General features: G+C 60.4%; 30 protein-coding genes. 14 read left to right on the forward strand and 16 right to left on the reverse strand.

What is annotated here, in order from left to right:
• Positions 1–6 precede the first annotated feature (6 nt).
• From ACR0J8_RS15285 to ACR0J8_RS15295, 3 genes are all read left to right on the forward strand, one after another.
• Positions 7–1,605: a phosphoenolpyruvate carboxykinase gene (locus ACR0J8_RS15285; protein ID WP_170681513.1), complete on the forward strand. Its 1,599-nt coding sequence runs from the start codon at positions 7–9 to the stop codon at positions 1,603–1,605.
• Positions 1,606–1,978: 373 nt separating this feature from the next.
• On the forward strand, positions 1,979–2,269 hold the full coding sequence (locus tag ACR0J8_RS15290; protein ID WP_170681515.1) for a hypothetical protein: 291 nt from the start codon (positions 1,979–1,981) through the stop codon (positions 2,267–2,269).
• Positions 2,270–2,302: 33 nt separating this feature from the next.
• On the forward strand, positions 2,303–2,845 hold the full coding sequence (locus tag ACR0J8_RS15295; RefSeq protein WP_480526274.1) for a hypothetical protein: 543 nt from the start codon (positions 2,303–2,305) through the stop codon (positions 2,843–2,845).
• A 4-nt stretch (positions 2,846–2,849) separates the two neighbouring features.
• On the opposite strand, the gene ACR0J8_RS15300 is transcribed toward ACR0J8_RS15295, so the two are convergent.
• A complete protein-coding gene (locus tag ACR0J8_RS15300) occupies positions 2,850–3,614 on the reverse strand; it encodes a sulfite exporter TauE/SafE family protein (protein WP_480526272.1) in 765 nt (254 codons plus the stop codon).
• Between the two features lie 144 nt (positions 3,615–3,758).
• Between ACR0J8_RS15300 and ACR0J8_RS15305 the strand changes: the two genes are divergently transcribed.
• The 3 genes from ACR0J8_RS15305 to ACR0J8_RS15315 all read left to right on the forward strand — a co-directional run bounded on the left by ACR0J8_RS15305 (position 3,759) and on the right by ACR0J8_RS15315 (position 6,703).
• Positions 3,759–5,450, forward strand: a complete 1,692-nt coding sequence (locus ACR0J8_RS15305) for an acyl-CoA dehydrogenase family protein (protein WP_480526270.1) — start codon at positions 3,759–3,761, stop codon at positions 5,448–5,450.
• Positions 5,451–5,705: 255 nt separating this feature from the next.
• Positions 5,706–6,260 carry a hypothetical protein gene (locus ACR0J8_RS15310; protein ID WP_480526268.1) on the forward strand — a complete coding sequence of 185 codons (555 nt, stop codon included), beginning with the start codon at positions 5,706–5,708 and terminating at the stop codon, positions 6,258–6,260.
• A 50-nt stretch (positions 6,261–6,310) separates the two neighbouring features.
• Complete coding sequence (locus ACR0J8_RS15315; RefSeq protein ID WP_170611905.1) at positions 6,311–6,703, forward strand: META domain-containing protein; 393 nt, start codon at positions 6,311–6,313, stop codon at positions 6,701–6,703.
• Here the strand turns inward: ACR0J8_RS15315 and recO are convergent.
• Entirely contained in the window at positions 6,687–7,412 is a 726-nt protein-coding gene (recO, locus tag ACR0J8_RS15320; RefSeq protein ID WP_170815961.1) for a DNA repair protein RecO, read from the reverse strand. The two genes, ACR0J8_RS15315 and recO, sit on opposite strands and share 17 nt — an antisense overlap.
• Positions 7,413–7,538: 126 nt before the next feature.
• Between recO and ACR0J8_RS15325 the strand changes: the two genes are divergently transcribed.
• On the forward strand, positions 7,539–7,844 hold the full coding sequence (locus ACR0J8_RS15325) for a hypothetical protein (RefSeq protein WP_480526266.1): 306 nt from the start codon (positions 7,539–7,541) through the stop codon (positions 7,842–7,844).
• A gap of 28 nt (positions 7,845–7,872) precedes the next feature.
• Here ACR0J8_RS15325 and ACR0J8_RS15330 read toward each other — a convergent pair whose 3' ends face one another.
• The 3 genes from ACR0J8_RS15330 to era form a co-directional block, all read right to left on the reverse strand.
• The gene (locus ACR0J8_RS15330) at positions 7,873–8,196 is read right to left on the reverse strand and encodes a SemiSWEET transporter (RefSeq protein WP_480890980.1); all 324 of its coding nucleotides are present in this window, start codon (positions 8,194–8,196) and stop codon (positions 7,873–7,875) included.
• Between the two features lie 113 nt (positions 8,197–8,309).
• Positions 8,310–8,639, reverse strand: coding sequence for a DUF1491 family protein (locus ACR0J8_RS15335; RefSeq protein ID WP_170611913.1), 330 nt, complete (start codon positions 8,637–8,639; stop codon positions 8,310–8,312).
• A complete protein-coding gene (gene era / locus ACR0J8_RS15340; protein ID WP_170815963.1) occupies positions 8,636–9,544 on the reverse strand; it encodes a GTPase Era in 909 nt (302 codons plus the stop codon). The genes ACR0J8_RS15335 and era overlap by 4 nt, the downstream gene beginning before the upstream one ends.
• Positions 9,545–9,702: 158 nt before the next feature.
• Between era and ACR0J8_RS15345 the strand changes: the two genes are divergently transcribed.
• Complete coding sequence (locus ACR0J8_RS15345) at positions 9,703–10,407, forward strand: multicopper oxidase family protein (protein WP_480890984.1); 705 nt, start codon at positions 9,703–9,705, stop codon at positions 10,405–10,407.
• A gap of 30 nt (positions 10,408–10,437) precedes the next feature.
• Positions 10,438–11,079 (forward strand): multicopper oxidase domain-containing protein, encoded by a 642-nt coding sequence (locus ACR0J8_RS15350; protein ID WP_480890985.1) that lies wholly within the window; start codon positions 10,438–10,440, stop codon positions 11,077–11,079.
• A gap of 114 nt (positions 11,080–11,193) precedes the next feature.
• On the opposite strand, the gene rnc is transcribed toward ACR0J8_RS15350, so the two are convergent.
• The 10 genes from rnc to folK all read right to left on the reverse strand — a co-directional run bounded on the left by rnc (position 11,194) and on the right by folK (position 19,051).
• Positions 11,194–11,874: a ribonuclease III gene (gene rnc, locus ACR0J8_RS15355; RefSeq protein WP_480890988.1), complete on the reverse strand. Its 681-nt coding sequence runs from the start codon at positions 11,872–11,874 to the stop codon at positions 11,194–11,196.
• Positions 11,871–12,710: a signal peptidase I gene (lepB, locus tag ACR0J8_RS15360; RefSeq protein ID WP_170681526.1), complete on the reverse strand. Its 840-nt coding sequence runs from the start codon at positions 12,708–12,710 to the stop codon at positions 11,871–11,873. Before lepB ends, rnc begins: the two co-directional genes overlap by 4 nt.
• A 57-nt stretch (positions 12,711–12,767) precedes the next feature.
• Complete coding sequence (gene acpS / locus ACR0J8_RS15365; RefSeq protein WP_480526259.1) at positions 12,768–13,187, reverse strand: holo-ACP synthase; 420 nt, start codon at positions 13,185–13,187, stop codon at positions 12,768–12,770.
• On the reverse strand, positions 13,184–13,801 hold the full coding sequence (locus ACR0J8_RS15370) for a LysE family translocator (protein ID WP_480526257.1): 618 nt from the start codon (positions 13,799–13,801) through the stop codon (positions 13,184–13,186). Before ACR0J8_RS15370 ends, acpS begins: the two co-directional genes overlap by 4 nt.
• On the reverse strand, positions 13,801–14,424 hold the full coding sequence (locus tag ACR0J8_RS15375) for a LysE family translocator (protein WP_480526255.1): 624 nt from the start codon (positions 14,422–14,424) through the stop codon (positions 13,801–13,803). Before ACR0J8_RS15375 ends, ACR0J8_RS15370 begins: the two co-directional genes overlap by 1 nt.
• Positions 14,421–15,167: a pyridoxine 5'-phosphate synthase gene (locus tag ACR0J8_RS15380; RefSeq protein WP_480526253.1), complete on the reverse strand. Its 747-nt coding sequence runs from the start codon at positions 15,165–15,167 to the stop codon at positions 14,421–14,423. Before ACR0J8_RS15380 ends, ACR0J8_RS15375 begins: the two co-directional genes overlap by 4 nt.
• Entirely contained in the window at positions 15,160–15,858 is a 699-nt protein-coding gene (locus ACR0J8_RS15385; RefSeq protein ID WP_170611931.1) for a DUF2062 domain-containing protein, read from the reverse strand. The genes ACR0J8_RS15380 and ACR0J8_RS15385 overlap by 8 nt, the downstream gene beginning before the upstream one ends.
• A 16-nt stretch (positions 15,859–15,874) precedes the next feature.
• Positions 15,875–18,007 (reverse strand): RelA/SpoT family protein, encoded by a 2,133-nt coding sequence (locus ACR0J8_RS15390; RefSeq protein WP_480526250.1) that lies wholly within the window; start codon positions 18,005–18,007, stop codon positions 15,875–15,877.
• A gap of 26 nt (positions 18,008–18,033) precedes the next feature.
• Positions 18,034–18,387: a DNA-directed RNA polymerase subunit omega gene (gene rpoZ, locus ACR0J8_RS15395; protein ID WP_170611935.1), complete on the reverse strand. Its 354-nt coding sequence runs from the start codon at positions 18,385–18,387 to the stop codon at positions 18,034–18,036.
• Between the two features lie 94 nt (positions 18,388–18,481).
• Positions 18,482–19,051, reverse strand: coding sequence for a 2-amino-4-hydroxy-6-hydroxymethyldihydropteridine diphosphokinase (gene folK, locus ACR0J8_RS15400; protein WP_480890994.1), 570 nt, complete (start codon positions 19,049–19,051; stop codon positions 18,482–18,484).
• Positions 19,052–19,195: 144 nt separating this feature from the next.
• Here folK and ACR0J8_RS15405 point away from each other — a divergent pair, with 144 nt between their 5' ends.
• The 5 genes from ACR0J8_RS15405 (at position 19,196) to ACR0J8_RS15425 (ending at position 22,640) form a co-directional block, all read left to right on the forward strand.
• Positions 19,196–19,771: a LabA-like NYN domain-containing protein gene (locus ACR0J8_RS15405; RefSeq protein WP_170611939.1), complete on the forward strand. Its 576-nt coding sequence runs from the start codon at positions 19,196–19,198 to the stop codon at positions 19,769–19,771.
• A gap of 191 nt (positions 19,772–19,962) precedes the next feature.
• Positions 19,963–20,913 (forward strand): 4-hydroxy-3-methylbut-2-enyl diphosphate reductase, encoded by a 951-nt coding sequence (ispH, locus tag ACR0J8_RS15410; RefSeq protein ID WP_170611941.1) that lies wholly within the window; start codon positions 19,963–19,965, stop codon positions 20,911–20,913.
• Positions 20,913–21,500 carry a class I SAM-dependent methyltransferase gene (locus tag ACR0J8_RS15415; protein WP_480890997.1) on the forward strand — a complete coding sequence of 196 codons (588 nt, stop codon included), beginning with the start codon at positions 20,913–20,915 and terminating at the stop codon, positions 21,498–21,500. Before ispH ends, ACR0J8_RS15415 begins: the two co-directional genes overlap by 1 nt.
• Positions 21,493–21,960: a ribonuclease HI gene (rnhA, locus tag ACR0J8_RS15420; RefSeq protein ID WP_480526245.1), complete on the forward strand. Its 468-nt coding sequence runs from the start codon at positions 21,493–21,495 to the stop codon at positions 21,958–21,960. The genes ACR0J8_RS15415 and rnhA overlap by 8 nt, the downstream gene beginning before the upstream one ends.
• Positions 21,961–22,037: 77 nt before the next feature.
• Positions 22,038–22,640: a COG3904 family protein gene (locus ACR0J8_RS15425; protein ID WP_480526243.1), complete on the forward strand. Its 603-nt coding sequence runs from the start codon at positions 22,038–22,040 to the stop codon at positions 22,638–22,640.
• On the opposite strand, the gene speB is transcribed toward ACR0J8_RS15425, so the two are convergent.
• Positions 22,637–23,458, reverse strand: coding sequence for an agmatinase (gene speB / locus ACR0J8_RS15430; RefSeq protein WP_480526242.1), 822 nt, complete (start codon positions 23,456–23,458; stop codon positions 22,637–22,639). The genes ACR0J8_RS15425 and speB overlap by 4 nt on opposite strands.
• Positions 23,459–23,510: the final 52 nt, after the last annotated feature.

The following is a 23,510-nucleotide window of genomic DNA, read 5'->3' on the forward strand; positions in this document are numbered from 1 at the left end:
ACACACATGACATCTGGACGGGTTAACCCGCAATTCCGCCTCGAGGATCAGGGCATCGAGGGTCTGGGCAATGTCTATTACAACTTCATGGAACCGGCGCTGATCGAAGAGGCGCTGAAGCGCGGCGAGGGCACGCTGGGCAATGGCGGCGCGTTTCTGGTTACGACTGGCAAATTCACAGGCCGGTCTCCGAAAGACAAGCATGTCGTCAAGACCGACAGCGTCGCCGACACCATCTGGTGGGAAAACAATGCCGCAATGACCCCCCAGGGCTTTGACGCGCTATATGAAGATATGCTGGCCCATATGAAGGGTCGCGACTATTTCGTGCAGGACCTCGTCGGTGGCGCCGATCCCGCCTATTCGATCAACGTGCGCATGGTCACCGAGCTGGCCTGGCACAACCTGTTCATCCGCCACCTGCTGCGACGGCCGGACCGCGCTGACCTGGACGAGTTCACCGCGGATTTCACCGTCATCAACTGCCCCAGTTTCAGCGCAGACCCGAAAAAGCACGGCTGCCGCAGCGAGACCGTGATTGCGCTGAACTTCGACCGCAAGCTGATCCTGATCGGCGGCACAGAATATGCAGGTGAGAACAAAAAGTCGGTCTTTACCCTGCTGAACTACATGCTGCCCGAAAAGGGCGTGATGCCGATGCACTGCTCGGCCAACCATGCTGTGGGCAACCCGGTTGATACCGCCGTGTTCTTCGGCCTGTCCGGCACCGGCAAAACCACCTTGTCCGCCGACCCGTCCCGCGTGCTGATCGGCGATGACGAGCACGGCTGGTCCGACCGCGGCACTTTCAACTTCGAAGGTGGCTGCTATGCCAAGACCATCAACCTGAATGCCGAGGCAGAACCCGAGATTTACGCCACCACCACGAAATTCGGCACGGTGATCGAGAACATGGTCTTCGATCCCGAGACCAAAAAACTGGATTTCGACGACGATTCCCTGACAGCGAACATGCGTTGCGCTTATCCGCTGGAGTATATCTCGAACGCATCGAAATCGGCGTTGGGCGGCCATCCAAAGAATATCATCATGCTGACCTGCGACGCATTTGGTGTTCTGCCCCCGATTGCGCGGCTGACACCGGCGCAGGCGATGTATCACTTCCTGTCAGGCTTCACGTCGAAAGTCGCCGGTACCGAGCGTGGCATTACCGAGCCTCAGCCCACATTCTCGACCTGTTTTGGCGCACCTTTCATGCCGCGCCGCCCCGAGGCCTACGGCAACCTGCTGCGGGACAAGATTGCCCAGCACGGCGCGACCTGTTGGCTGGTGAACACCGGCTGGACCGGAGGCGCTTACGGCGTTGGCAGCCGGATGCCCATCAAGGCAACCCGCGCGCTGCTGACTGCGGCGCTGGAAGGGTCGCTGGCGGATGCGGAATTCCGCAAGGATGCCAGCTTTGGCTTTGACGTTCCGGTTTCTGTTCCCGGTGTGCCCGAAGTCCTGCTGGACCCGCGCCGCACATGGGACGATCAGGCGGCCTTCGACAAACAGGCTGAAAAACTGGTGCAGATGTTTGCCGAAAACTTTGAGCAATATCTGCCCTTTATCGACGAAGACATCAAAGCCGTCGCGATCGGATAAGGCAATTTCAGGGGCCGCAGCGCCCCTGATTTCATCCGGACCCGGGTGAAAGGCGCGGCACTACTCTCCATATAGATGTATTCACCCATATGTGTTGGCAATTGCATTGCCTGATGCGGCAAATTGCGCTACCCACGTTTTCATTAAGGTCAAAAAAATGCCCGGCACGAAACGCACCGGGCCGCAACTGAAAGAACTTTTGGGCAGCTCTCAAGAACTCACTCACCTTGGAAATTGAGCAGCCTAATCAGGAAACCAGTTTAGTCCCAGAGGGATGAGTGTCAATATGAGACATGCCAAGTACAGCACCACACTGCATGTTTCTCATCACCTCGGGTGTCTGAAACCTGATTAAGGGGAAAACGGAACAATCATGACGGAAATTTCGAAACTCACTGAATTGCGCAAACTCATGCAGAGCATGGAACAAACGCTGGGCCTCGAGAAGCTCTCTCCGGTTGAGCGCGATATCTACTATGCCGCCGAGGAACTGTCCAAATCCGACGAGGAAGTGCGCACTTTCGGTTTGATCGAACACACCCTTGTCAAAAGCGTTTCGCGCCCGACATTCTTCCGCGCGCTGAAATCGCTGGTCCAGAAAGGGTACCTGTCACAAAGCGGCAGCGCCAACCGGGGGCGGTATATCGTTCATGCACCCAGATGAAGCCGCCGCGTTTCGTGACGACGGCTGATTGTCGTGCGAAAATGGGCTACCGAAACCTTCTACGCCTCTTTGGCCTATGTGGTGGTATCGTTCCTCACGTTTGAGGTTCTGATGCCCCTTCAGAACGTGTTTTTTCCGGAATACCCCAGCCGGGCCAGCCTGTTGTTTCTGCCGCATGGCGTACGGGTTCTGGCCGCCTGGCTGTTGGGATGGCGCGCCATTTTTGCACTGCTGCCGGGTGTTTTCATCGTCTTCGCTTATGTCGGCGGATGGGACGTGTTCCTGCCCAGCCGCCTGATGGCAATGGTCATTGCCGTCGCGACCGCGCCTGCGGTGTTTTATCTGTGTAAGGGGCTTGGTTGGGACCTGTTTCCCCGGCCTGGCAAACGGCCATGCTGGGCCTGTGTCATGGGTGTGGGGATTGTCACGTCATTTCTGGTGTCGATCCTGACCAACATGGCCTTTGGCAGCGCCACGGCGGAATACATCGCCTTTTTGATCGGCGATATCTCCGGCTTGTTTTTTCTGATGCTGATCCTCTACTTCTCGTTCCGCTACGCGGACAGCCGGGCCTGACCCTTCAACCCGTCAGCCCCCGGCGAAGCAGATTCAGGCCGCCGATCAGCAACACGATCAACGTCACCTTGCGGAACCGAGCCTGATCAATCCGTGCCTGGAATTTAAGCCCTGCCCACAACCCAATGACCGCCGGTGCGATCAGAAAACCGGAAAATGCGGCCGTTTCCATGCGCAGGATGCCTGATCCCAGGTGGGCAAAAACCAGCGCCACCGCACCCAACCCGTAAACGACGCCCTGAACCCGCATCTGATCTGCCTTCGGCGTGTTGAGGGCCGTCAGGTACATCACGGTCGGCGGCCCCCAGATGCCTGACATGCCGCCCACGAAACCGGCAACCGAACCCATCGCCGCCTCAATCCAGGCTGAAGGTTTCGACAATGTCAGCTTTGATCCCAAGACCTGAATCAGCGCAAAGAACGTCACCGGTGCGCCGATCATCAGCAACAACGTTCGCGGCGGAACCAGGCTGACCAGTTGGGCACCCGCCAACAAAAACAGCAGCCCCACGATCAGAAACACACGGAACCGTCGGATGGACGACACCGCCGCGGGGACACCTTCGCGCAACGCCTGAACTCCGTTTGTGACCAAAGTTGGCAGGATCAGCCCGGCCACGGCCCATTCGGGCGGCAGGAAGATGCTCAGCCCCGAAACCAGAACCATGGGCATGGCAAATCCGACCATTCCCTTGATGCAACCGGCAAGAAAGGCAATCGAAACGGCCAGCGCCAGATCCTGTGTCGAGAGTATTGAAAACCATGTCATGCCTCGTTGATACCATTCCCAGATTTCTCTGCACTGCAAAACTCATCGGGTAATTTTTGAACTTTTTACCTGCAAATTTCGTATTTTTGTTGCGCTGCACGTGCAGCATGATATGACCAGACGACCCAGAGAAGGACGTGATTCATGGCCCATGACGGACAGGATATGACCCAGATGACGACACCTGCGATTTTGCCCGATCTGCTGACCCTGACCCGAGCTGCCGTTCCGGCGGTCGAGACGGTTTTTGAACGGGCGCGGGAATCCGTCCGCGGTATGGTCAGCGCTGATGGTAAGATTTCGGGGGCACTGATCGAAGCCAACCAGACCGCCGCGCACGGCCTTGCATGGCTGGCCACCTATAATCAATCCCTGCAACAGATGCAGCGTTGGGCCGAAACGCTGGAGGCCGACGGCAAGTTCGGTGAAATCGAACAGCTGCTACACCAGATCGCCTTTGGCGAATACTTGCATCAGGTCGCGGGCGGCATTCCGATGAACCAGGGCGAGGTTGTGCGCCTGCAGGATCTGGGGCTCGGCTGGGACGCGCTGTCCGGGTTCCAGTGTTCCGAAGTTCAAACCCTGATGGCACAGGCCAATTCACAGGCCGCACGCAGCCGTCTGGTCGCGCTGATGCAGGATCAGTCCGGCGCCACCATGTTCGGCGCTTCGGGTCTGGACGAAGAGCTTGAAATGATCCGCGACCAGTTCCGCCGATATGCGCAGGAAAAGGTCGAGCCGAACGCGCATGACTGGCACCTCAAGGATGAACTGATCCCGATCGAGATCATTGAAGAACTGGCGGAAATGGGCGTATTTGGCCTGACCATTCCCGAAGAATTCGGTGGGTTCGGTCTATCCAAAGCCTCGATGTGCGTAGTGTCCGAGGAACTGTCACGCGGCTATATCGGCGTTGGTTCACTGGGGACCCGGTCCGAGATCGCGGCTGAACTGATCATTGCGGGCGGCACGGATGAGCAAAAGGCGCAATGGTTGCCCAAGATCGCCAACGCCGAGATTCTGCCGACTGCCGTGTTCACCGAACCCAACACCGGCTCGGACCTTGGCAGCCTGCGCACCCGTGCGGTCAAGGACGAGAACGGTGATTACAAGATCACCGGCAACAAAACCTGGATCACGCATGCGGCGCGCACCCATGTGATGACCCTGCTGGCGCGCACCAATCCCGACACCACCGATCACCGCGGATTGTCCATGTTCCTGGCGGAAAAGACGCCCGGTACGGATGAAAACCCCTTCCCCACCCCCGGCATGACCGGCGGTGAGATCGAGGTGCTGGGCTATCGCGGCATGAAGGAATACGAGCTGGGTTTTGACGGCTTCCACGTCAAGGGAGAGAACCTGCTGGGCGGCGAAGAAGGAAAAGGCTTCAAGCAGTTGATGGAAACCTTCGAATCCGCGCGTATCCAGACGGCGGCACGCGCCATAGGTGTGGCGCAATGCGCGCTGGATATTGCCATGCAATACGCGCAGGACCGCAAGCAGTTTGGCAAATCTCTGATCAACTTCCCGCGTGTTTCGGGCAAGCTGGCCATGATGGCGGTCGAGATCATGATCGCGCGGCAGCTGACCTATTTCAGCGCCTGGGAAAAAGACCATGGCCAGCGCTGCGATCTTGAGGCCGGAATGGCCAAGCTGCTGGGCGCGCGTGTCGCGTGGGCGGCAGCGGATAACGGGCTGCAAATTCATGGCGGCAACGGCTTTGCGCTGGAATACAAGATCAGCCGCGTGCTGTGCGATGCGCGCATTCTGAACATTTTCGAAGGAGCTGCCGAAATTCAAGCTCAGGTTATCGCGCGACGTCTGCTCGGCTGACCGGTTTTCGGCATCTCTGTTTCCCCAACTGGACCCGGTCTTGCGCCGGGTCTTTTCTTGTTTTGTCGGATTTGTACGTGCCTGGACCTTCCGGCTGTTCGTTTTGCACATGTGCAAACCCTGGCGAACCCGGGTGCACACCAGAATGTGGCACTGAATTGGGGCACGAAAATTTCCCCCTCTGAGTCCGCGCGAAACTGGGGTAGAACATCCCGTGGAACAGACGGAACCACACGGGCAGTTGGTAAACAAAGAATGACCAGAATACTTTTTGCACTTTGGGCAACCATCGCCGCGCTCGCCCTGAGCGGCTGCGCGACCACGCAGCCGACGGCAGGCCAAAGCGACATCGACGCGCTGGCGCAAGCGATCGGCGGCCTCGGGCCCGACGTTGACCCGACCGAGGCGCAAAAGGCCGCCACAATCGCTTACACCTATTCGCAGCGTCTGGCGCGGGAATGGCAGGTCGAGGATCCGGCCATCATCCACAACGCCAAAGTCATCAACGGTTTTCGCGAATATGGGTTGTGCAATGACTGGGCCGAGGCCATGACGAAGCGGCTGCGGCAGGAAGATTTCCGCACGCTGGACCTGAACTGGGCCACATCTCCGCCCACGGCGTTCCGGATCATCCACCATTCGGCATCGATCAGCGCCACGGGGGCGTCGTTGTATGACGGCATTATCCTGGACCCGTGGCGCAACAGCGGCGCCTTGCACTGGGCGCCGGTGCGCAAGGATACCAAGTACAACTGGAGACCCCGAAGCGAGGTGCGCGCTGAATTGCTGAGCGGCGAGATTCCTTATTGATCCGGACCGCGCAGGTTTCGCCACCGTCCGCAAAAGGATAAGACACCGGTATGACACGGCTGATCCTGACTCTGCCCCTGCTGGCCTTGCTGCAATGCGACAAGGACGAATCCGTGGCCGCATATGGCGCGGCGGACCGCACATGGACCTTGCAGGAAATTGACGGGCAGTCTTTTGAAGCCAGCGCTCTGCTGCGGTTCCCCGAAGAGGGCAGGATCGAAGGCAACGCGCCTTGCAACAGCTACAGCGGCACCTTGAACGCGCCTTATCCGTGGTTCGAGGTCACGGACCTGAACGCAACCCGCGCGGCCTGTGCGGGGCTTGAGGCCGAAGGGTTTTATTTCGCGGCCCTGCTGGCGATGACCCAATCCGAGGTGTCGGGCGACGTGCTGATCCTGCGCAATGAGGACGGGCACGAGATGGTGTTCAAAGCCGTCGAGTGAGCTGATCCAGAAACCGCGCCCGGGCCGCTGGCAAGGGGTGGTGGCCCAGTGCAGGCGCCACGCGGTGTTCCAGAAAATAGCCCGTTGTTTTCAGCCCTTCGACGATCTCGGCATCCGGTGCCTGTCCTTCGCCTCGCAGGCAGGGGGGCAGCGGCAACAATCGGTCGGCCCATTCTCCGGCGCCGGCGGCACTGACGGCGCGGCCCGATTTCGGCGAGACATAGATCAACCCTTCGGTTGCGCCGGTTGCCGCACAGGCCGACAGGTCGAGGCCAAAACCCAGCTCTTCCAGCAGGGCCAGTTCCCAGCGCAGATAGGCCAGTGGCCAGATGTCATCCTGCCCCAGCAGGTCCATCAGTTGTTCGGTTTGTTGGTAGATGCCCGGATGCGGTTCCCGCTCGGGCAGGCAGAAGGACAGAAGCGACAAAACCGTGTTCAGCCCGGCCAGCGCCAGACGTCCTGAAAAGGCCGCCGCCGCGCGCGACCGAAGGGGTTCGACCTGAAAGGTTCCGATATGTTCTTCAAGCCGCGCCCGCCACAGCACATCCAGCTGCGCGCCGGGCTGCAGGATCGGCGCAATCTTGCGGCTGGCCCCGCCACGTACGACACCGGCATGACGTCCATGGGTCTGGGTAAAGACCTCGATAATCGCCGCCGTTTCGCCATGGCGGCGAGAGGTCAGAAGTATGCCGTGATCGCGCCAGTCCAAATGGGCCCCGTGCCGTTTGCTGTGCCCATTTGACCTGTGGCGGGTCTGGACCGCAACCATGAAAGCTTGACGCGCAGGCGATATCACTCTCTAATTAACATTAGAGTTAAATAAGGATGAGATCCGATGCGCGGAATTACAATCACATATCGCTACGATGGCGACGAGACTGAATGGCTGGAAGCCATAAACACGTTCATCGCGGCGATCGACGCCGACCCCGAGGCCGCAGGGAAATTCGCCTATCAGGTTGCGGTGGCCGATGATGGTGTGTCTCGGTTTCACTGGGGACGCTGGGACAGTGCCGAGACATTGGCCCATGTGCAATCGCAGCCATATTTTCAGGCGTTTGCGCCCAAGGTGAAAATGTTTGCCGGTGATACGCTCAGCGCCACCGGGCACGATATCACGCAGAAAAGCGGCGGGTGGTAAGGCCAGAGTGGTTCCACAGTATGCGGGGTCAGAACGTCACGCCCGCGTGGATCAGGATGCCGATGACCATGAGCAGATTCAGCACCATGGAGATGCCGTTGCCCACGTAAATCGGCAGTTTGCCGACCACCAGCCCATAGGCGAACCACAGAAACGACAGACCGGCATAGAGCGACCACGAAAGCAGTGACTGACCGGTGGCGTGCTGGGAGTGAGTAAAGTAAAGCTTAATCAATTGCGGAAGGGTAGCGAACGGGCCGAAGACTCCGACGAAAACCATGAAGCCCTCGAACCGCTGCATCCAGAGGCCAAGCTCGGATTTTTCCAGTTTCTCAGCGAGTGTTTCAGCCACGCAAACACCTCATCGTCTTGTGTTGTTTCACGGATAGGCCAGTCCGTTCTGGCCAGGTGCGGGTCCAAAATAGACGCTTTGATCCGCGCGTCAAAGACCCTTCGAAGCAGGGATCATTCCAACCCCTCTTCCCCCAACAGGTGCCGACCCTGCCGGTCCTCGACCTCGATCACCCAGAGGTCGGGGTCAAAGCTGCGCTGGCGCTGGATGGCGGCGTCCACGTCCGGCTCGGGGCCGCCGGACAGTTCGACCCATTTGCGTTCGCCGCTCATCAGATCAAAGCTGCGCTGGAAGGCCGTGGCCTGCCCGTCAAGCGTGTTCAGCTTGATCAGCACCGCGCCTGCCGTGTCGTCGCCATGGGCCACGACGAAGGCAGGAATTTCCTGAAAGCGAAGTCGTGCCAGATAGGCATGGACCCAGAATTCCGCCGTCAGACGGGTCATGCGTTGCCGTCTTTGAAATCCAGGCCCATTTCCGAATAGCGTTCGGATTCTTCAAGCCAGTTGGGCCGGACTTTTACCTGCAGGAACAGGTGGATCTTGCGGTCGAGGAACTCTTCCAACTCTGCCCGCGCGGCCTGGCTGACGGCCTTGATCGTCTCGCCGCGCTTGCCCAGCACGATGCCCTTGTGGCCATCGCGCATGACATAGATGACCTGATCGATTTTGGCGGAACCGTCCTTGCGTTCTTCCCAGTTCTCGGTCTCGACGGTCAGCTGGTACGGCAGTTCCTGATGCAGGCGCAGGGTCAGTTTCTCGCGCGTCATCTCGGCGGCGATCATGCGCAGGGGCAGATCGGCGATCTGATCCTCGGGGTAAAGCCAAGGACCTTCGGGCAGTTCCGAGGCCAGCCATTTGCGCAGGTCATCGACGCCATGGCCCTTTTCCGCCGAAATCATGAAGGTTTCAGCAAACGGATAGCGCGCGTTCAGGTCGCTTGTCAGGGTCAGAAGTTTCTCGGACGGCACCTTGTCGATCTTGTTGATGGCCAGCGCGACGGTGCGGCCCTGACCGATCTCCTCGAGACCTTCGAGGATACGCTCGACCCCTTCGGTGATGCCGCGATGGGCCTCGACCATCAGCACGACGACATCAGCGTCCGCCGCCCCGCCCCAAGCGGCGGCGACCATGGCGCGGTCCAGGCGGCGGCGGGGCTTGAACAGGCCCGGCGTGTCGACAAAGACCAGTTGCGCGTCGCCTTCCATCGCCACGCCGCGAATTCGGGTACGGGTGGTCTGCACCTTGTGTGTCACGATGGAAACCTTCGCCCCGACCATGCGGTTCAGCAGGGTGGATTTGCCTGCGTTGGGCTCTCCGATCAGGGCGATAAATCCGGCGCGTGTGGTCATGTTCAATGCGATCCTGTTTGCAACTGCGCATCCCTATAGCAGATTGGCCATGCGGGCCAGAGGGATTTGTCGCATTGCCGCCATGCGTCCGGGATGGCACGAATACCGTGCGCTCAGCCGAACCCAGCCAGGCGATCAAATCCGAAAATGAGGCACATATGAAACGCCGTGAGTTTCTTTTGGGCAGCGGGGCTGCCGCAGGCGCACTGAGTCTGGGTGGATTGGGACTGGCAGCAGGCGGGCAGGAACTGGTCATTCAACCGGCCAGCTTTGCGCTAAAGGATCAGTTGACCACGGGCATGGTCAGCCTCTCACCCGACGCACCGCCGCCGGTTCTGTATGGCACGCAGGGTGAGGTGATGCGCCTGCCGGTGCGCAACACTCTGCCAGATTACACCGCCATGCACTGGCACGGGATGCGGATTGCCAACCAGATGGACGGGGTGCCTTATCTGACCCAGATGCCGATCGGAACGGATGAGGTCTTTACCTATGAGTTCACACCCCCGGACGCGGGGACGTATTGGTACCACCCCCATTGCATGACGATGGAGCAGATGGCCCATGGGCTGACCGGGGTGATGGTCATCGCCGAGGCCGAAGACCCCGGCTTTGACAGTGAGCAAGTGATCAACCTGCGGGATTTCCGTCTGGGCGAGGACGGGCAGTTTCTGCCTGCCTTTACCGCGCGCGGGGCCGCGCGGGCGGGTACGTTCGGGAATGTTCAGACGGCGAACTGGCTGACGGGGCCGGCCTATGATCATGCGGCGGGCAGCCTGGTGCGGCTGCGGGTTCTCAATTCGGATACGACCCGCATCTACAAACTGCATCTGGCCGGGGCCGAGGCGCGGATTATCGCCTGAGATGGTCATCCGGTCGAAATCGCGCTGCCGATGCCAAGCGTGGAAGACCCGTTGCTGGTCGGTCCCGGCCAACGGGTCGACTTTGCCGTTGCGATGCCTGCCGGTGAGGGGCGAACCGTCGATCTGATGGCGAAACTGCCGGGAAGTGCACCGGTTGCCATGGCGCGACTGCGGTCTGTCGGAGCAACGCTTTCGCGGGACTTGCGGGACCTGCGCCCCCTGCCCATCAACCCGGTCGCCAGGCCGGATCTGGTGCGGGCCGAGGTGCACGAATTCGTCTTTGGCTGGACACCCGAGGGCGGCGCGCCCAATAACGGGTTCTGCGGTTCGCTGGGTTACAATTTTTGGTCGGTCAACAGGACCCCGTGGCCCGGCGATGCGGCCCAGGGTGTCGGCCCGCTGGCCACATTGGAAATGGGCAAAACCTATGTGCTTCGGCTGCGCAATGAATCGCCCAATCTGCATCCGATCCACCTGCATGGGCTGGCCTTTGTGCCGCTGAAATCGAACCTGCGCCAACTTCCACCCCTGATGACCGACACGATGCTGTTGCTGAAGGACGAGGTGGCCGAGATCGCGCTGGTCGCCGACAATCCCGGCGACTGGGCATTTCATTGCCATGTAATCGAGCATCAGAAAACCGGGCTGACCGCGTATATCCGGGTGGTCTAAGCGTCGGATCGGCCGCGCCAATCCGACCGGTAGGGGGCCAGCCCCCTCGCCCGGATGTCATCCGGGCTCACCCCCGAGATATTTTCGGCCAGATGAAGACGGATCCCTGTCGGGTTATTTCGCGAGATTTTCCAGCAGCGCCTTAGCTGCAGCCTGTTCCGCCTGCCGCTTTGATCCGGCCGTAGCCTGCGCTTCGGTTCCGTCCTGCAGACGGGCGGCAATGGTGAAGACCGGGGCGTGATCAGGACCGCTGCGCTTGACTTCGACGTAAGCGGGCGGCTTTTGACCGCGGGCCTGCGCCCATTCCTGCAGCGCGGTTTTCGCGTCGCGGGCGTCCGCCTCGACCTTGTGAATACGATCGCCCCAGAGCGCGAGGATGACATCGCGGGCAGCCTCAAACCCCGCATCGCGGTAGACAGCGGCGATCACCGCCTCCATCGCGTCGCCCAGCAAGGCCTGTTTGCGGCGCCCGCCGGACAGCATCTCGGACCGGCCCAATTTCAGGACCGCGCCCAGATCGATTTGGCGGGCCACGTCGGCGCAGGCCTCTTTGCGGACAAGTGCGTTGAAGCGCGGGGCCAGTTGGCCTTCGGAGGCATTTTTGTCCGCCTCAAGCAATGCGGTGGCCATCACCAAGCCCAGGACCCGGTCGCCCAGAAACTCGAGCCGCTGATTGTCGGGCCGGGTCGTCGAGGACACCGATCCGTGGGTCAGCGCGCGCAGCAGAATTTCGGGGTTTTTGAACTCGTACCCCAAACGCTGCTGGAAGGCTTTTATTTCGGCTGAAAGCTTCAATTGACCGCCTTGAAGAAGCGGTCGCCCCGCCAGGTCCAGAAGAACAGCATCGAACGGCCCGCGGACGAGAACATAATCCGGTCGGCGCGGCCGATCAGGTTTTCATAAGGAACATAGCCGACGCCGCCTGCGGACTGTGGCACGCGGCTGTCGCTGGAATTGTCGCGGTTGTCGCCCATGAAGAAATAGTGGCCTTCGGGCACCGTGTAGATGCCGGTGTTGTCGGACCCCTGATTGCGGATGTTCAGCACCTCGTAGGAAGCACCGTTCGGCAGGGTTTCGATCAGGCGGCTTTTTTCACAGGCACCACCAATGCCGACAGGGCCGTTTTCGCAGCGCGGGCGCAGACCCTGCGGGCCTTGCGGTTCGGCGATTTCGGTGAACACGCCGTCGGGGGTTTGCTGCACGGGAGTGCCGTTCAGAATGATTACCCCGTCGCGGACCTGAATGCGGTCGCCGGGCAGGCCGATCAGCCGTTTGATGAAATCGCGCCCTGTGACGGGGTGGCGGAAGACGATGACATCGCCGCGATCGGGCTCGCCGCCCCAGATGCGCGTATTGTCATCCCCCTGCATCCAGCCGCAGATATCCTCGGCATCGATGTTCAGACCGACGCTGGGAATGATCACGCTGGGGCAGGACGCGTAGGAGTAGCCGTAGGCCATCTTGTTCACGAACAGGAAGTCGCCGATCAGCAAGGTGGGTTTCATCGAGCCGGACGGGATCCAGAAGGGCTGAAAGAACAGGGTGCGGAAAATGCCCGCGATCAGCAGGGCATAGACGATGGTTTTGATCGTCTCCCAGACGGCGTTACCTGATTTGGCTTCCTCGGCCATACTGCTCTCCGGTCCTTGGTTTGTTGGGGTGCTTCATGCGGGTCGGGTGGGGGCAAGTCAAGGCTGCGCGGGGCGATCTTGAACGGGGCGCGCCTCGATCACAACAAACGCCTGCGCCCAGGGGTGGTCGTCCGTCAGGGTGACGTGGATGATGGCCTCGTGCCCCGGAGGGGTCATTTCCTTCAGCCGTTCGGCAGCCCAGCCGGTGACATGCATAACGGGCTGGCCGGTGCGCAGATTGGTCACGGCCATGTCCTTCCACGCAATGCCCATGCGCAGACCGGTGCCCAGCGCCTTGGAACACGCCTCTTTTGCGGCCCAGCGCTTGGCATAAGTGCCCGCGGTGTCGGCGCGGCGTTCGGCCTTGCGCTGTTCGGTTTCGGTGAAGACACGGTTGCGGAACCGGTCGCCGAACCGGTCGAGCGTGCCCTGGATGCGGTCTATGTTTGCGAGGTCTGTGCCGATGCCGAGGATCATCTGGCAAACGCCGATCTGATCAATCCGAACCCGCCCAACGCAAACAGACCAGCCGCAGCGCCATCAATCCAGCGACGACAGCGGCGGTATCCCTGCATCATTCCATCGAACGAGAAAACAACCGAATATGCCGCATTGTTGGCAAAGCCGACGACCATACAAGTCAGTGTGGCAAGCGCCAGATTCAGTAAGCCATCGTCGGGTCCCAGCCCCACCGAAAGGGCGGCCATCCAGGCGATGACGGATTTCGGGTTTGACAGGTTCAGAATCAAACCTCGCAAATACCAATTGCCGCCATTCGCAGTAGTTTTTGGCTGTTCAATCGGCTGCATCGCCGATTTGAAGGATTGCCAGGCCAGCCACAGCAGATACAACCCGCCCAGAATCTTCAACGTAATGAGCAGGTAGAGCGAGGTTTGCAACACGGCCCCCATGCCGCTAGCCGCGACCGATCCCCAAAAGACCAAACCGGACGAAAGCCCGAAACCGTAGATCAGACTGGTTCTACGGCCGTGTTTCATTGCAATCGCTGCATTAGAAATATTAGCCGGGCCGGGCGAGACAGCAACAATGAAAAACGCTGCCGCAGTGGCCAAAAGTGCAGTTATGTCCATCACGCCAACCTCACCGTCAAAATCTTGCAGCTCGCCACGCCAAAGAACCCGGCAAAGGCCAGATCGAAACAGCGACGGGCGCGGCGATAGGCGCGGACCGTGCGTTCGGAGGAGAACAGGAAGGCGTAGCCGATGAAGATCAGCAGTGAGCCTGCGTAAAGCATGCCGAAATAGCCCAGCAGCATGGAAAGGCTGGCGTCGTTGGGCGCGACGATGGCGTAGATCGAGCCCCAGCTGAGGATCGCCTTGGGGTTGGTCAGGTTGATGGCGGCACCTTTGGCGAATATGGCTTGCAGCGAGCCGCGGATCGGGTTGCCCAGCGCGACCTCATCCGCGGACAAGGCGCGGCGCAGGGCCTTGAGGGCCAGCCAGCCCAGATAGGCCACGCCGATGTAACGGATCACCTCGAATACCAAGACATTGGCCAGCATGATCGCCGACAGCCCCAGCGCGGCGGCGATGCCCCATGCAGCGGACCCGGCGCAGATGCCCAAGGCAAAGACCAGCCCGGCGCGGCGGCCTTCGTTCATCGCGGTGCTCGCGATGCCCATCGTCGCCGGACCAGGAGAGCCGCCGGCCATCAGCCAGGCAAACCAGATGGCGACAAAGGCGGGCGTGATCATGCGCGCGCCTCGTCCATCAGGCGGCGCATCTCGGCAATCGCTGGGGTGAGGCCCCGGAAAATCGCCTCGCCGATCAGGAAATGGCCGATATTGAGTTCGCGCACCTCGGGGAAAGCGGCAACTGGTTTGACCGATTCATAGGTCAGGCCATGGCCCGCGTGAACTTCAAGCCCCAGCGAATGGGCGTATGTGGACATCTCGCGCAGCGCTTCCAGCTCGCGCGCGGCGTCTTCCATTCGGCCTTCGGCGTGGAAATCGCAATAGGCGCCGGTATGCAGTTCGATCACCTCGGCACCGATACGGTGGGCGGCGTCGATCTGGCGCTTGTCGGCGGCGATGAAGATCGACACGCGGCAACCGACATCGCGCAGGGGGGCGATGAAATGGGCCAGCTTGTTTTCCTCGCGCGCGACTTCGAGCCCGCCTTCGGTGGTGCGTTCCTCGCGCTTTTCCGGGACAATACACACTGCGTGCGGTTTGTGGCGCAGGGCAATTTTCTGCATTTCGTCGGTCGCGGCCATTTCGAAATTCAAGGGCACTGACAGAACCTCCATCAGCCCGTCGATATCGGCGTCCGAGATATGGCGGCGGTCTTCGCGCAAATGCGCGGTGATGCCGTCCGCGCCCGCCTCTTCCGCGATCCTTGCGGCGCGCAGAGGGTCGGGATAGTCCCCACCACGTGCGTTGCGCACGGTGGCCACGTGGTCGATATTCACGCCCAGACGCAGATAGTTGTCAGACATCACGCGATTCCTTTTTCTGGTTTTGGCCCGAGCCTAGAGGCTTTGTTTCGGGAACTGCAGTCTTTGCGCCGGCCAGCCGTTTGATTTCTTCAAATTTCGCCTTGATCTTCGCCCGGCGGCGCTGCTGGTATTTGCGGATCAGCGGGAGGCTGAGATACCCGCAGATTATCCCGGCCAGAAGGCCCGGCAGGACGCCGCCGATCATGTAGGGATAAAATACCTCGCTATAGAAGATACTCAGTCCGTCCCAGTCTGCGACCCGGTCGGTGAACATCGCGAAGAAATTGTCCTTCAGATCGCCCATGGCATCGGCGAACTTGCCCATCAGACCCCGGGTTTCGCTTTTTTCGAACTCGGTTCCCAGCAGGAAATGCCCGGTTTGTAGGCAGATCACACCGATGGGGACATAAGTCAGAGGATTGCCGAAAAACGTACCGCTGAGGGAGGCCAGGATATTGCCGTTGATCAGCCGCGCGCCGACCGCCGCGACCAGAAAGTGCAGACCATAGAAAGGGGTGAATGCGGCAAAGACCCCTGCCCCGATACCGCGCGCAATGCGTTCAGGCGTGTCAGGCAGGCGACGGACGCGGTGTTTGACATAGTGAAAGGCACGGGTCCAGCCCCCACGGGGATAGACAAATTCCGAAGCGATCCGGGCAGGCGAGCGTCGGTCTCGGCGCTTGAAAACCACTCGTGATCACCCTCTCTCAACCAGCCGCCACTGCGGTTTTAGTCCGATCCCTGAAACGCTCCACCGCGGCAACGTCGCTTTCCGCTTCGAGCATCAGCATCAGCGAATGCAACTGCTCCAGATCACGCAGTTCGACATTGATCAGCAGGCGGTAAAAATCCGGTTTTCGGTCGACAAATTCCAGGTTCGAGATATTAGCCTTTTTCTCGCCGATCAATGTGCAGATTCGCCCCAGCACACCGGCATCATTGCCGATGGTCAGATCAAGTGTCGCGCCATAAACCGCCTGATGGGTGCCGTGATGCCAGTGCAGATCAACCCAACGCTCGGGCTCATCCTCGAATTCGGACAGCCGGTCGCAGTCGATGGCATGGACCACCACGCCCTTGCCACGATAGGTGATGCCAACGATGCGTTCACCCGGCAGCGGCTGGCAGCAGGGCGCGCGGTCGAATTTCTGCCCCGCCTCAAGCCCGATGACCGCGCGGCGCAGCGGGATGGCATCGCCGTCGTCTTGGGTCAGTTCGGGATAGACGGCGCTGACCACCTCGTGCGCGGTCAGTTCGGCGCTGCCGAGACGGGCCAGCAATTCATGGCGGTCCTTGAGGCGCAGGTGCTTGGCGGCGGTGTCCAGCGCCTTGTCGGTGGCCTTGCGGCCCACATGTTCGAACCCGGCGCGGGCCAGTTCCTTGCCCAGTTTGATGAACCGCTCGCGGTCAACCTCGCGCAGGGCACGACGGATCGAAGTGCGCGCCTTGCCGGTGACGGCAATCTCCAGCCATGTGACCTGCGGCGTCTGGCCATCGGCGGTGATGATGTCCACCGACTGTCCGTTCTTGAGCCGGGTCCACAGCGGCACCCGGATACCATCGACCTTTGCCCCCACGCAGGCATGCCCGATGCGGGTATGAATTGCATAGGCAAAGTCGATCGGTGTCGCCCCGCGCGGCAGTTTCACCACGTCACCCTTGGGGGTGAAGCAGAACACCTGGTCGGAATACATCTCGAGCTTGACCGCTTCGAGGAAGTCTTCGTGATCTTCCTCGTTGTCGAATTGTTCGGTCAGATTGGCGATCCATTTGGCCGGGTCGACTGCAAACGGGTTTTCCGAGCGCACCCCATCGCGATAGGACCAGTGCGCGGCGACACCGGTTTCGGCAACGTCATGCATCTGGCGGGTGCGAATCTGAACTTCGACCCGTTTGCCGTCACGCCCCGAAACCGTGGTGTGGATCGAGCGATAGCCGTTCGATTTGGGCTGGCTGATATAATCCTTGAACCGACCGGGCACCGCGCGCCAGCGCTGGTGAATGGCCCCAAGGGTGCGATAGCAATCTTCCTCGCTGGGCGTGATGATGCGGAATCCGTAGATGTCCGAGAGGCGCGAGAAGCCCTGATCCTTTTCCTGCATCTTGCGCCAGATCGAATAGGGTTTCTTGGCGCGGCCAAAGACCTCGGCCTCGATGCCCGCCTTTTCCAGCTCATGCCGCATGTCGCCGGTGATGCGGTGGATCACGTCGCCGGTTTCGCGTTGCAGGGTGATGAAGCGGCGAATGATCGACTGGCGGCCTTCGGGGTTCAGGACGCGGAAGGCGAGGTCTTCGAGTTCCTCGCGCATCCACTGCATCCCCATGCGGCCTGCGAGCGGCGCATAGATATCCATCGTCTCGCGCGCTTTCTGCACCTGCTTTTCCGGGCGCATCGCCTTTATGGTGCGCATGTTGTGCAGTCGGTCAGCCAGCTTGACCAGAATGACCCGCAGGTCCTTGGACATGGCCATGAACAGCTTGCGGAAATTCTCGGCCTGCTTTGTTTCGCGGCTGGAAAGCTGCAGGTTGGTCAGCTTGGTGACGCCGTCGACCAGTTTGGCGACCTCATCGCCGAACAGTTCCGAGACCTTGCCATAGCTGGCTTTGGTGTCTTCGATCGTGTCGTGAAGCAGCGCCGTGATGATCGTTGCATCATCCAGACGCTGTTCGGTCAGGATGGCGGCAACGGCAACGGGATGGGAAAAATAGGGCTCGCCGGAATGGCGGAACTGCCCTTCGTGCATCTGCATCCCGAACTCATAGGCGCGGGCGATGCGATCAGCATTTGTCTTTGGGTTGTAGTTGCGGACCAGCGCAATCAGGTCGTCAGCAGAAATCATCCGGTCCGCACCCTCATTCTTTGGGCTTACCCCTGACCCTGTGCCTCCATCAGAGCGCGCAGGAGCTTTTCTTCCGACATGTCGTCATCGGCAGGCTTGTCCGATTCCGCACCCATCAGCAGCGCCATCTGATCTTCTTCCGGCTCATCAACCTCGATCTGGGTCTGGTTGGCTTCGATCAGGCGCTCGCGCAGGTCATCCGCGCTTTGGGTTTCGTCGGCAATCTCGCGCAGCGACACGACGGGGTTCTTGTCGTTGTCGCGATCCACGGTGATCGACGCACCGGCGGAAATCTCGCGCGCACGATGGGCGGCAAGCATCACCAGTTCGAACCGGTTCGGTACCTTGTCTACGCAGTCTTCAACCGTCACGCGGGCCATTGAGCGCTCTCCGTTACTGAATCCATGTCAGGAAGGGGATTATCTAAGCGCGAATCCCGGCATTGACAAGCGGGAAATACCGAAAATGCGCGGATCACAGCGGCGTAACCTGCGCAACATCTTCAGGCGGCAGAGCTGCGACCATCTCGGTCACTGTCCGGTCCAGTACGGGATGCTGCCAGTCGGGCACCACGTCCGCCATCGGAACCAGCACGAAAGCCCGGTCCTGAAGGCGTGGGTGCGGCAGGATCAGACGGTCGGGAGCCTGACGGGCCTGGTCCTGCGTCGGCAGGGTGCGCCAGCTGTCATGCTCCGCCCGGTCCGGATGCACCTGGTCGCCGTAACAGACCAGATCCAGATCCAGCGTCCGCATTCCCCAGCGCTGCGCGCGTTCGCGCCCGAACTCATGCTCGACCTCGTGCAGGATCTGAAGCAGGTCTTCCGGTGCCAGATCCGTTTCGATCAAAGCCGCGGCATTGACGTAATCTGGACCCGCACCGGCGGGAAAACAGGGGGTCGCAAAAAAGCGGCTGACAGAGCGAATCACCACGCCCCGATGCGCCAGCGCATCCAGAGATTGACGTAGGGTCATTTCTGGCGCGGCTCCTCTCAGACTGAGATTGGCGCCCAGCGCTACAACCGCGATTAACGAAGAATTAACCATTACACCCCCTATATTCGGCGAATTGCATACTTGCGATACACATTAAAAGCACTAAATTATGGGGTATCGGGGTGCCCATAATTTTTCTCACTCGCTCACTCACGTAACAAGCGGCGCTCTGGATTATACCGGAAGGACCTATTTATGTTTTACAAGGACGAGCGGCTGGCGCTGTTCATCGACGGCTCGAATCTTTATGCGGCCGCAAAAGCACTCGGCTTTGATATCGACTACAAGTTGCTGCGTCAGGAATTCATGCGCAGAGGCAAACTGCTTAGAGCTTTTTATTACACGGCGCTACTGGAAAACGACGAATACTCACCCATCCGCCCGCTGGTCGACTGGCTGCACTATAACGGTTTCACCATGGTGACGAAGCCGGCCAAGGAATACACCGACAGCATGGGGCGTCGGAAAGTCAAAGGGAACATGGATATCGAGCTTACCGTCGATGCCATGGAACTGGCACCGCGCGTGGATCATATCGTGCTGTTCTCGGGCGATGGGGATTTCCGCCCGCTGATTGCCAGCCTGCAACGCCAGGGCGTGCGCGTTTCGGTCGTCTCGACCATCCGTAGCCAGCCGCCGATGATCTCGGACGAGCTGCGCCGCCAGGCCGACAACTTCATTGAACTCGAGGACCTGCGCGACGTGATCGGCCGCCCTCCGCGCGAGATGCCCGCTGAGACGCGCAGTGTCGCGGTCGCTGGTGGGCACTGACCCGGCCAACGTTTTCTTGATGGGGAAAAAATATGCGCGGTCAGGATCTGGATCCTGGCCGCGCTTTCTTTAACTAGGAACAGGTGCTGAAACACCATCTTGGTAACACCGATTCATGTCAGATCAGTGACGCGGTTCTGTCTGGACCAAGGCCAGGAAAAGAAATACCTGTGCCGTAAGGAGACCGCCCAATGACCAAGCCGCCCCTGACACTCTACCTTGCTGCCCCGCGGGGCTTCTGCGCTGGTGTGGACCGTGCGATCAAGATCGTGGAAATGGCGCTGCAGAAATGGGGCGCGCCTGTCTATGTGCGCCACGAGATCGTGCACAACAAATTCGTGGTCGACGGGCTGCGCGACAAGGGCGCGGTCTTTGTCGAGGAGCTGGACGAATGCCCCGACGACCGGCCGGTGATCTTTTCCGCCCATGGTGTGCCAAAATCAGTTCCTGCAACAGCCGCCCAGCGCGAGATGATCTATGTCGACGCCACCTGCCCGCTGGTGTCCAAGGTCCATGTCGAGGCACAGCGCCACGCGGATGCCGGGTTGCAGATGATCATGATCGGCCACAAGGGCCATCCCGAGACTGTCGGCACCATGGGGCAACTGCCCGATGGCGAGGTGCTGCTGGTGGAAACCGTCGACGATGTGGCGCAGGTACAGGTGCGCGACCCGGGCAAGCTGGCCTTTGTCACGCAGACCACCCTGTCGGTGGATGACACGCGGGATATCGTAGCAGCCCTTGAGGCGCGGTTCCCCGCCATTGTCGGTCCGCACAAGGAAGACATCTGTTACGCCACCACCAACCGGCAGGAAGCGGTCAAGTCGGTGGCGCCGAAATCCGATGCCCTGCTGGTGGTGGGCGCGCCGAACTCGTCCAACTCGCGCCGTCTGGTCGAGGTCGCGTCGCGCGCGGGGTGCAATTATGCACAGTTGGTTCAGCGCGCGACCGAGATCGACTGGCGTGCGCTTGAGGGGATTTCCAGCATCGCTATCACCGCCGGAGCCTCGGCCCCCGAAGTGCTGGTCAATGAGGTGATCGACGCTTTTCGTGATCATTACGACGTGACCGTCGAACTGGTTGAGACCGCCGTGGAAAACGTGGAGTTCAAAGTGCCGCGCGTACTGAGGGAACCTGCGTGATGCCGGACCGGAAAACGATCGACGCCTATACCAGCCGGGTATCGGACTATCTGCAGATGCCGCTGCCTGCCGAACAGCTTGAGGCACGACAGGCTTTTGCCGACGCGGTCGGCGCAGGCGGATACGTGCTGGATCTGGGCTCGGGCCCCGGATCGGACAGCGCGTTTCTGATGCGGCAGGGCCTGAAGGTCAGGGCGCTGGATGCCACGCCAGCCTTTGTGGACCATGCCCGCGAAAACGGGGTGGATGCGCATCTGGGTACGTTCGAAGACGTCACCGAAGAGGCCGAATATGACGGCATCTATGCCAGCTTTTCCCTGCTGCACGCCCCACGCGCCGATTTCCCCGGACACCTGAGCACGATCCACCGGGCGCTGAAACCCGGCGGCCAGCTGTTTCTGGGCATGAAGCTGGGTACGGGCGAACATCGCGACGATCTGGACCGGTACTACACCTATTATTCGCAACCCGAGATCGAAACGGCGCTGGCCGATGCCGGTTTCACGCTGGATCGTTGCGTGACCGGGATGGGAAAAGGGCTGGCCGGGTCCTATGACGGGTTCGTTCTGGTTTTCGCCCATGCCTGATCTGTTTGCCTACACCGATGGTGCCTGTTCGGGAAATCCCGGTCCCGGCGGATGGGGTGTTCTTTTGCGCGCGGTGGATGGCGAACGCATTCTGAAAGAGCGTGAACTGAACGGCGGAGAGGCCGAAACCACCAACAACCGGATGGAATTGCTGGCCGCGATCAGTGCGCTGGAAACACTGGAGCGTTCGTCCGCGATTACCATCGTGACCGACAGCGCCTATGTCAAAAACGGTGTCACCGGCTGGATATTCGGCTGGAAGAAAAACGGCTGGAAAACCTCGAACAAGAAACCGGTCAAGAATGTCGATCTGTGGCAGCGGCTGGACGAAGCGCAGTCGCGCCATCACGTGACCTGGGAATGGGTCAAAGGCCATGCCGGACACCACGATAACGAGCGTGCCGATGAACTGGCCCGTGCCGGAATGGCCCCGTTCAAACCCAAGAAGGCGCAGGTCTGATCCGCAGTGTCGCCCTGACCGGTGGACGGGCCATCTGCGCGCTGATACCTCATGGCCGTCACAGTGCGAGTATCCGGATGAAAACCAGCCCAGCCATTATTTGCACCTGCCTGAGCCTGCTGGCGTCATGCGGCACGTTCTACCAGCCTGTGCAGTTTGTCGCCCGGGATGATCAGATCATCGCAACCGGCACAATCGATGACACCACGCTTGCCGCCTTTGAAAAGGTCGTCGCGCGCAACCCAGACATCCGGACGCTGGTGTTGTTGAATATCGAAGGGTCGGCAGACGACGACGCCAATGTGGTGTTCAGCCGCGCAGTGCATGAAGCGGGGTTCGACATCATCGTTCCGTCAAACGGGCTGATTGCGTCTGGCGGAACGGATCTGTTCCTGGCCGGCAAGCGGCGCATTTTGCAGCCGGGTGCCTGCGTCGGCGTTCACAGCTGGAGCGGGGCAGGCATCGTTGCGACCGAAATTCCAACCACCGACCCCGAACACGACCGCTATCTGGACTATTTCCGCGATATCGGCGCGCCCGAGGAGTTCTATTGGTTCACGCTGGCCGCAGCCCCGGCCGAGGGCATGCATTGGATGACCGCGGCCGAGACCGAACTGTTTGGCATGACGACCGGCACCGCCCCGCGGCTTGGATCAGCCGAGGTTTGTGACGACCGCTAACGGCGCAGCAGGCGCGCGCCGACTTCCTTGACAAACTTGGCCGCGACCATGGCCGTCATGCCATAAGGGTCGCGATGCGGGTTCAGTTCCACGATATCCGCACCGACCAGCTGGCCCTGAAACCGGTTTATCAGGTCGATGACCTCGCGCGTGCTGAGTCCACCGGGTTCGTGATGCGAGACACCGGGCGCAAAGGCCGGGTCCAGCGCATCCAGATCCAGCGACAGGTAGACCGGACCTTCGAAAGAAATCTGCAGGTCGGATCGCCAGTTGCGCATGTCGATGACCTCGACCCCGAACTTTTCGGCCTGCTCTCGCTGATGGGTGTTCATCGTCCGGATGCCAACTTGCATCAGACGATTGATCCGGCAGCTTTCCATCACGCGGGCAAAGGGGCATCCATGGCCAAGCGGGCCGATATCCTGTTCGTCATACAGATCGGGGTGTGAATCGATATGCAGGATGTTCAGCCCTTCGTACCGTTCGGAATGCGCCTTGATCAATGGAAAGGCGACCGAATGATCGCCGCCCAGCGACAACAACCGCGCGCCTGTGGCGATGCGCTCGGCTGCCCCTGTTTCGATCCGGTCAATGGGTTCCTGGCCGCGCATCTCGAACACGTCCAGATCGCCCGTGTCCCTGAACCGGTCGGTCGCGCCCAGATCGGTGCCGTCTTCGGCGGTCAGATTGGCGGCACCGGAATGCAACGCCTCGCGGATGCGGCCCGGGGCAAAGGCCGGACCTTGCAGGAAAGAGGAATGCAGGTCCAGCGGGACACCCATCAGGGCGACGTCACCCGGTTTCAGATCATGCGGCATTGGACTTCCTTACGTTGCGGATCGGCCGTGATCTGGCCCCCAACGCACCGAA

This window comes from Ruegeria sp. N11, assembly GCF_056531525.1.